General features: G+C 59.5%; 6 protein-coding genes. All 6 read left to right on the top strand.

The genetic code is table 11. The features are described from left to right. Positions 1-207: 207 nt before the first annotated feature. The 6 genes from acpS to tsaD are packed head-to-tail and all read left to right on the top strand — an operon-like array spanning position 208 to position 7,031. Positions 208-747: a holo-ACP synthase gene (acpS, locus tag DW754_RS10530; RefSeq protein WP_117655164.1), complete on the top strand. Its 540-nt coding sequence runs from the start codon at positions 208-210 to the stop codon at positions 745-747. Further along, entirely contained in the window at positions 748-2,364 is a 1,617-nt protein-coding gene (locus DW754_RS10525) for an NAD(P)H-hydrate dehydratase (RefSeq protein WP_082435564.1), read from the top strand. It begins immediately after the preceding gene. A 2-nt stretch (positions 2,365-2,366) separates the two neighbouring features. Beyond that, positions 2,367-3,512 carry an alanine racemase gene (gene alr, locus DW754_RS10520; protein ID WP_117759402.1) on the top strand — a complete coding sequence of 382 codons (1,146 nt, stop codon included), beginning with the start codon at positions 2,367-2,369 and terminating at the stop codon, positions 3,510-3,512. Positions 3,513-3,520: 8 nt separating this feature from the next. Further along, a complete protein-coding gene (locus DW754_RS10515; protein ID WP_117759400.1) occupies positions 3,521-4,141 on the top strand; it encodes a uracil-DNA glycosylase in 621 nt (206 codons plus the stop codon). A 12-nt stretch (positions 4,142-4,153) separates the two neighbouring features. Beyond that, positions 4,154-4,660: a tRNA (adenosine(37)-N6)-threonylcarbamoyltransferase complex ATPase subunit type 1 TsaE gene (gene tsaE, locus DW754_RS10510; RefSeq protein ID WP_117759398.1), complete on the top strand. Its 507-nt coding sequence runs from the start codon at positions 4,154-4,156 to the stop codon at positions 4,658-4,660. Then, positions 4,647-7,031: a tRNA (adenosine(37)-N6)-threonylcarbamoyltransferase complex transferase subunit TsaD gene (gene tsaD, locus DW754_RS10505; protein WP_117759397.1), complete on the top strand. Its 2,385-nt coding sequence runs from the start codon at positions 4,647-4,649 to the stop codon at positions 7,029-7,031. The genes tsaE and tsaD overlap by 14 nt, the downstream gene beginning before the upstream one ends. The last annotated feature ends 106 nt before the right edge of the window (positions 7,032-7,137 follow it).

Here is a 7,137-nt window from a genome sequence, read left to right as displayed (position 1 = left end):
CCAGCCCGTGGGAGGCCAGGGCGCCGCTGACCGGTGGACGGCACCGAGCCGTCTGATGACTTGAAGAAGGGGGAGGCCTCGCGGCCTCCCCCTTTTTTGTATCTCGGGCAATTTGTCTCACATAGTAGCTGTGTTTTATAACCCTCGTTTGTCGCATCTTCTGTGAACGGGCTACAATAACTTAGTCTGTGCGATATGGAGGTGAACATGGCTGAAGCTGGTATCGGCGTTGATATCGTCGAGATTTCCCGCATGAAATCAATTCTTGAAAAGACGCCGTCGTTTGCTCGGCGTGTGTTTACCGAAGAAGAGCGTGCGTATTGCGATGCATCATCGCGTCCCGCTGCTCACTATGCGAGCCGCTTTGCTTCGCGCGAGGCGGTGCTTAAAGCTCTCGGCACGGGTTTTAGTCAAGGCGTGGGTCGCAAGGATGTTTCGGTAACGCGTGATAAACTCGGCAAACCGAAGGCGCTGCTTTCGGGCCGTGCTCTCGAGATCGCTCAAGAACTGGGCGTTGTTGAGGTCGCTCTTTCCATTACGCTTACGGGAGACTTGGCCGTTGCGAATGCCATCGCGATTACCGAAGATGCTCGGCCTAAGCCAAAAGATGAAAAGGTGAGCACCAAGAAACGCGTTGCGCAGACATTTAAAGAGGCTCGCTCTGTATTAGATGAGCTCGAGCAGCTGCAGAATTCAGCATTGACGGAGCACCTGGGCGATGCTTCGCAAGATACGCTAGGAGCATAGATGAAACCGGTTTTGAGTACCGAAGAAGTCGTTCGTCTCGAGGATATCATCGAACGCGAAGGGACTTCGAAGGCCGAGCTTATGGAGCTAGCGGGTGAGTTTGCCGCTAACGAGGTCTTGAAGCTCAATCCCGATCGGGTTCTCGTTTTGGTCGGTTTTGGTAATAATGGCGGCGACGGTTGGGTTGCCGCCGATATCTTGAGCCACAAGGGTGTGGACGTGGATATCGTTTCTCCGGTTGAGCCGGATGAGATTCCTGCTGCTTTGGCACGTCATGTTGCTCGTCGAACTGCCGGCCGCGATGTGCACGTTTGCGTCGGTCCCTCGCGTGACGAACTCGAGGTTTTGATCGATAAGGCGGATGTTGTTGTCGATGCCATTTTTGGTACCGGTTTCCACGGGAATCTGCGTGCGCCGTTCTCCATTTGGATTCCTACGGTCAATGAATGCGCCGATTGTGTCGTATCCATTGATGTCCCCTCGGGCCTGAATGCCGAGACGGGCGTTGTTGATGACGACTGCATTCGTGCCGAGCGCACGGTGACGATGATTGCGCCCAAGATTGGTCTGTATAGCGCTGATGGCCCTGAGTATGCTGGCGATTTGATCTGCGGCAATCTTTACGACCGTCTTGACGAAGTCATCGATGATGTTGACCACGCCGCCGAGATTGTCGAGCCCGGTGACTTAGTTGATTACTTTGCTCCGCTACCATCGAATATCGATAAGTATTCCCGTGGCTCTGTGCTTATTGTCGCCGGATCGGCGCAATATCCTGGTGCTGCCATTATGGCGGCCAAGTCTGCAGCTCGCGCGGGTGCTGGTTACGTGGCAGTCGCGGCTCCTGACGCCTGCGCCAATCTCATTCGCATGGCACTTCCTTCGATTCCGGTCTTTGCTATTCCGTCTGATTCCCGCGGCTCCTTTGGCGCCGCTGCGCGCATGACGGTGTGCGAGATCGCAAAGAAGTACAGCTGCGTGCTGTGCGGTCCCGGTATGACGACGTCTGCCGGCGCTATGCAGGTGGTTTCGGGCTTGCTCGAGCTTGATGTACCGCTAATTTTGGACGCCGATGCACTCAACTGCCTTGCTAAGATTGCCATTGACGGTATTGATAGTAACCCCGAGATGTATCGCCGCGAGCAGCCGTTGGTTATGACGCCGCACTATCGTGAGCTTTCGCGCCTGGTTGCCGGTGACGAGGTGAACGACCTTGGTACCGCGATTGCGGCCGCGCAGAAGGTTGTCTGGGCTGCAGGCTCCGACAATCTGGTGGTCATAGCCAAGGGGCCGACGACGGCTATCTGTGGCGTTGAGCGCGTGCTGCTGCCACTCTCGGGTCCGGCTTCTCTGGCAACTGCCGGTTCTGGTGATGTTCTCGCGGGTATTTTGGCCGGCACGCTTGCCACCATGCGCGACGAGATGGATCGTTGGGAGCTGCTGTATTCGTACGCCGTCGCACTTCACAGCTACGCCGGTTTTGCTGCGGCGACGGAGTATGGTGAGAAGAGCGTTATCGCGACCGATCTTATCGACTTGATCGGTCCTGCCATGGAGCTGGCGGCAAAGGATGCGCTCGAAGATCTGGGAATCATGGACGAAGGGTCGGATGACTAATCATGAATAAAGCCGATTTGACGCGCTGGTCCTGGGTCGAGATCGACCGCGGGGCGCTCCGTCGCAACACGAGGGCCTATAAGAACTTGCTGAATCCACGTCAGCGCCTGTGCTGCGTGGTCAAGGCCGATGCTTATGGTCATGGAGCTGTTGAGTGCGCCAAGATCATGTATTCGGCCGGTGCCGACATGTTTGCCGTGGCGACGGTTAACGAGGGCGTTGAGCTCCGACAGGGCGGGATTACGAAACCCATCCTCATCCTAAGCGAGCCGCCTATCGAGGCCATTCCGACGTTGCTCGAGTTTGATATCATGCCCTCGGTCTATACGTCTGACTTTGCTCTTGCGTATGGAGAATGTGCCGTCGCGGCGGGCAAAGTGGGCAAGTACCATCTTGCCATCGAGACGGGCATGAATCGTATCGGCGTTCACTACACGCAGGTGCTCGACTTTGTCCGCGGTATAAATTTCCATCGCGGTATTCAGTGCGACGGCGTATTTACGCACTTCGCCACGGCCGATGAACCTTCGGGCTGGGACTACAAGCTGCAGTGCCAGCGTTTTACCGAGGCCGTTCAGGCCATTAAGGACGCAGGTTTTGAATGCGGTATCGTGCATTGTGCCAATACGCCATCCTCGATGCTCGATTCTTCAATGCACTTTGACATGATTCGTGCCGGCATCGGTTTGTATGGTCTGCAGCCATGTGAGCTGAGTGGTCGCGTGATGCAGCTTGATCCCGTCATGAGCGTCCACGCGCGTGTGACGCGCGTGGCACACCCTGCGATGGGCGAGGGCGTGGGCTACGGCTTTACCTACCGCGTACCGCGCACGCGCGTTCAGATCTGCACCCTTCCGATCGGTTATGCCGATGGCCTTTCGCGTACGCTTTCCAATCGTATGGACGTGCTGTATCGCGGCGAGCGTGTGCGTCAGGTGGGCAATATCTGCATGGACCAGTTTATGGTCGCCATTCAGTCCAACCCGGCGCATGAGATTCCCGAGGCCGAGTATGGTGACGAGATGATCATTGTCGGCCGCGATGGAGATGCCGAGATTACCATGGACGAGATGGCGCGCCTACGCGGCACGATTAACTACGAGGTCGCTTGCGGCTTTGGTATGCGTCTCGACAAGGTCTACGTGTAGGAGTCGCTATGGGCGTCATGCACATTCCCGGCCATAGCCATCAGGCGCCGCGTGAGGTCGCACTCGAGGAGATCGAGGCCGTTCTGGGCGATTGTCACCTTTGCCAGCTTTACCAGTCGCGCCACAACATCGTGTTTGGCGTGGGAAACCCCCGCGCTCGCGTGATGTTTATTGGCGAGGCGCCGGGCCGTAATGAGGATTTGCAGGGCGAGCCCTTTGTGGGGGCGGCGGGCGAGGATCTCAACGGCATCCTTTCGCTGGCTGGCCTCAAGCGCGAAGACGTCTACATTGCCAACGTGCTTAAGTGTCGCCCGCCGGGAAACCGCAATCCGCGCCCCGAGGAAGTGCTGGCTTGCTCACCGTTTTTGCGCGAGCAGATTCGAAGCATCTGGCCCGATATCATCGTGACACTCGGCAATCCCGCGACGCACTTTGTGCTCAAGACCGAGATCGGCATTACCAAGCTGCGCGGCAGGTTCCATCAGATGGGGCACTTTGTGGTGATGCCGACGTTTCATCCCGCGGCAGCGCTGCGCAATCCGGCGTGGCAAGAGTTGCTGGAGGAAGACTTTAAGATGCTGGGCGACTATCTGGAGCGGCACTCCGCGCCAGAGGGTGCCTCGGAATAATAAGGAGCATATATGTCCCTGGAGCGCCTGGGGGTAGGTATTTATAGAACGGCTTGCTCTGCCGATACGGAGCATTTTGGCGAGCTGGTTGCGCCGTGCCTGGAAGATGGTGATGTGCTGATCTTGACCGGCGGCCTCGGGGTGGGCAAAACCCACTTTACCAAGGGCGTTTCGCGTGCTCTGGGCGATGAGCATATGGTCACAAGCCCTACGTTCGCACTCATGGCCGTTCATGACCAAGGGCGTATTCCGCTGTTCCATTTTGATCTGTACCGCCTGGAGCATGCCTACGAGCTTGAGGATACGGGCATTTTTGACGTGCTGGGCTATGAGGGTGTTTGCCTGCTGGAATGGGGCGAGCAGTTTCAGGATGAACTGACAGATGAGTATCTTTCGGTGACGCTTAAGCGCGATGAGGACGACAGCGACGTGCGAACGATAACGCTCGAGGCACACGGCGAGCGCGCGGATGAGCTTTCCCATTTGATAGATAAGGCTGTACAAGATGAGCTTGCATAACGACAACGCGCTGGTGGTGGCGCTCGATACATCGACCGACATGCTTGCCTGCGCGGCAAGCTGGATTGATGTGCAGACAGGCGAGGCAAAGCTGGTAAGTGGGGACCATCTGTGTCGCCGTCATGCCAACGTGGAGCTCGTGAATACTGTTGATGGCCTACTGAAGCAGACCGGCCTGGATCGCAGCGATGTCGGCTGTTATGTGGTTGGCCGCGGCCCGGGTTCGTTTACGGGCGTGCGTATCGGTATCTCCACCGCAAAGGGTCTGGCGCGTGGTGCCAACGTGCCTCTGCTCGGCGTGTCGACACTTGACGCTTGCGCCTGGACGGCATGGAAGGCCGGCGTACGCGGCAAGCTTGGCGTTCTTGCCGACGCCATGCGCGGCGAGGTGTACCCGGCGCTGTATGTGCTGGGGGACGAGGGTCCCGAGCGTCTGTTTGAGCGCGAGCGCGTGGTCAAGGCCGCCGTGGCGCTTGATGGGTGGCGCCAGACCGCGGGCTGGGATCAGGTTCAGCTGACTGGTGACGGTCTCGTGCGTTATGGCAAGCTACTGGGTGAGGACGAGACGGCGCGCTGCGTGGGGCGAGACCTGTGGTGGCCTTCGGGCGAGGGCCTGCTGATGGCGCACGCCGCAGGCGACGGCGATCCGGCTCGCGTCTTGCCGATCTATACGCGCCTTTCGGACGCCGAGGAAAACGAGCGCAAGCGTCTGGGCCTTGCCGAGAGCGCGCAGAGTGAGGTGACAGGTGTTGCCGATGAGCTCGCCGGACGTCATCTGCAATTCCGCCCCATGGGCGCGGCGGATGCCGAGGGTGCGAGCACGTTGGAAACCACCTGCTTTGAAGGCGCCGGACACGAGGCGTGGACGCCGGGCATGTTCCTGTCCGAGCTGGGCGAGGGCGTTGCCGCTCCGCGTAGCTGGTGGGTGGCGCACGACGACGGCCGTCTACTAGGTCTTGCCGGCGGTATGGTCGTCGACGGGGACGTGCAGATTATGGACGTTGCCGTCGATCCGGCGCATCGACGCGAGGGCATCGCCCGCAAGCTGCTGTCGCACGTGAGCTATGACGCGCAGATGCTCGGCTGCACTACGGCTTCGCTTGAGGTTGAGGACGGCAACGAGGGCGCAATGGCGCTCTATGCCGCTCTGGGCTTTACCGAGGCGGGTCGTCGCCGTGGCTACTACGGTGCCGGCAAGGATGCCATCGTCATGACGGCACCGCTGCCCCTGGTGCTTCCTCTCGACAATGCCTCGCCCGAGCCAACTGCTGCCGAGCAGCGCGCATGGCCGCTGCCCGCGCCCGAGCGCACCGTTGAGGAGCGTGCCGAAATCGAACGCCGTCGCCTGGTGCTTGCCATCGAGAGCTCCTGCGACGAGACGGCCGTGGCAATTATCGATGCGGACGGCAATATGCTGGCCAACCAGGTGTCGACGCAGATCGATTTTCATGCTCGCTTTGGCGGCGTGGTGCCCGAGATTGCCTCGCGCAAGCACGTCGAGGTGATTGTAAGCGTCGTGGATGCGGCGCTTGAAGATGCCGCGGCGTCGCTTGGCTTGACGGGTGGAGCGATCACGCCGAAAGAGCTTGCCGCCGTGGGCGTGACGCAGGGTCCGGGCTTGGTGGGCGCTCTGGTGGTGGGTGTCGCCTTTGCCAAGGGCTTTGCGTATGCTGCCGGCAAACCGCTGGTGTGCGTCAATCATCTGGAGGGCCACCTGTTTGCCAACCTGTTGGCGCAGCCCGACCTTAAGCCCCCGTTTATCTTTACGCTCGTTTCGGGCGGGCACACCATGCTCGTGCACGTAAAGGCATGGGGCGACTACGAAGTGCTTGGCGAGACGCTGGACGACGCCGTGGGCGAAGCCTTCGACAAGGTGGCAAAGGCGCTGGGCCTTGGCTATCCCGGCGGCCCCATCATCTCCAAGCTTGCCGAGACGGGCAATCCCAAGGCGATCGATTTCCCCCGTGCGCTGAACAGCAGGGGGGACTATCGCTTCTCGCTTTCGGGCCTCAAGACGGCGGTGACGCTCTACATCGAGCAGGAGACTAAGGCCGGGCGCACGATCCACCTGCCCGACCTGGCGGCTTCGTTCGAGGCGGCGGTCTTTGACGTGCAGTACAAAAAGGCAAAAAACGCCCTGCATGCTACCGGGTGCAAGGAGTATTGCATCGGCGGCGGCGTCTCGGCCAATCCGCATCTGCGCGAGATGATGATCAAAAAGCTTGGACGTCAGGGCATTCGTGTAACGGTGCCGCCCTTGTCTGCCTGCACCGATAACGCCGCCATGATCGCAGAGGTTGCTCGCCGTAAATTCGACCGAGGAGAAATCTCGCCGTTCGACGTCGATGCCGATCCGAACATGACGCTGTAGTCGCAAAGGTGCGATCCCCGGCGCTGCCCGGGTGCCAACGGCCGCATATGAACTTTCCTGCTCTACAGTCCTGCTCACGACGGAGGCCACATTAAGTGGCCTCCTG

Source organism: Collinsella sp. AM29-10AC, from assembly GCF_003469085.1.
In the GTDB taxonomy this organism is placed as follows: Bacteria; Actinomycetota; Coriobacteriia; order Coriobacteriales; family Coriobacteriaceae; genus Collinsella.
This window is presented reverse-complemented; position numbering and strand designations above follow the sequence as displayed.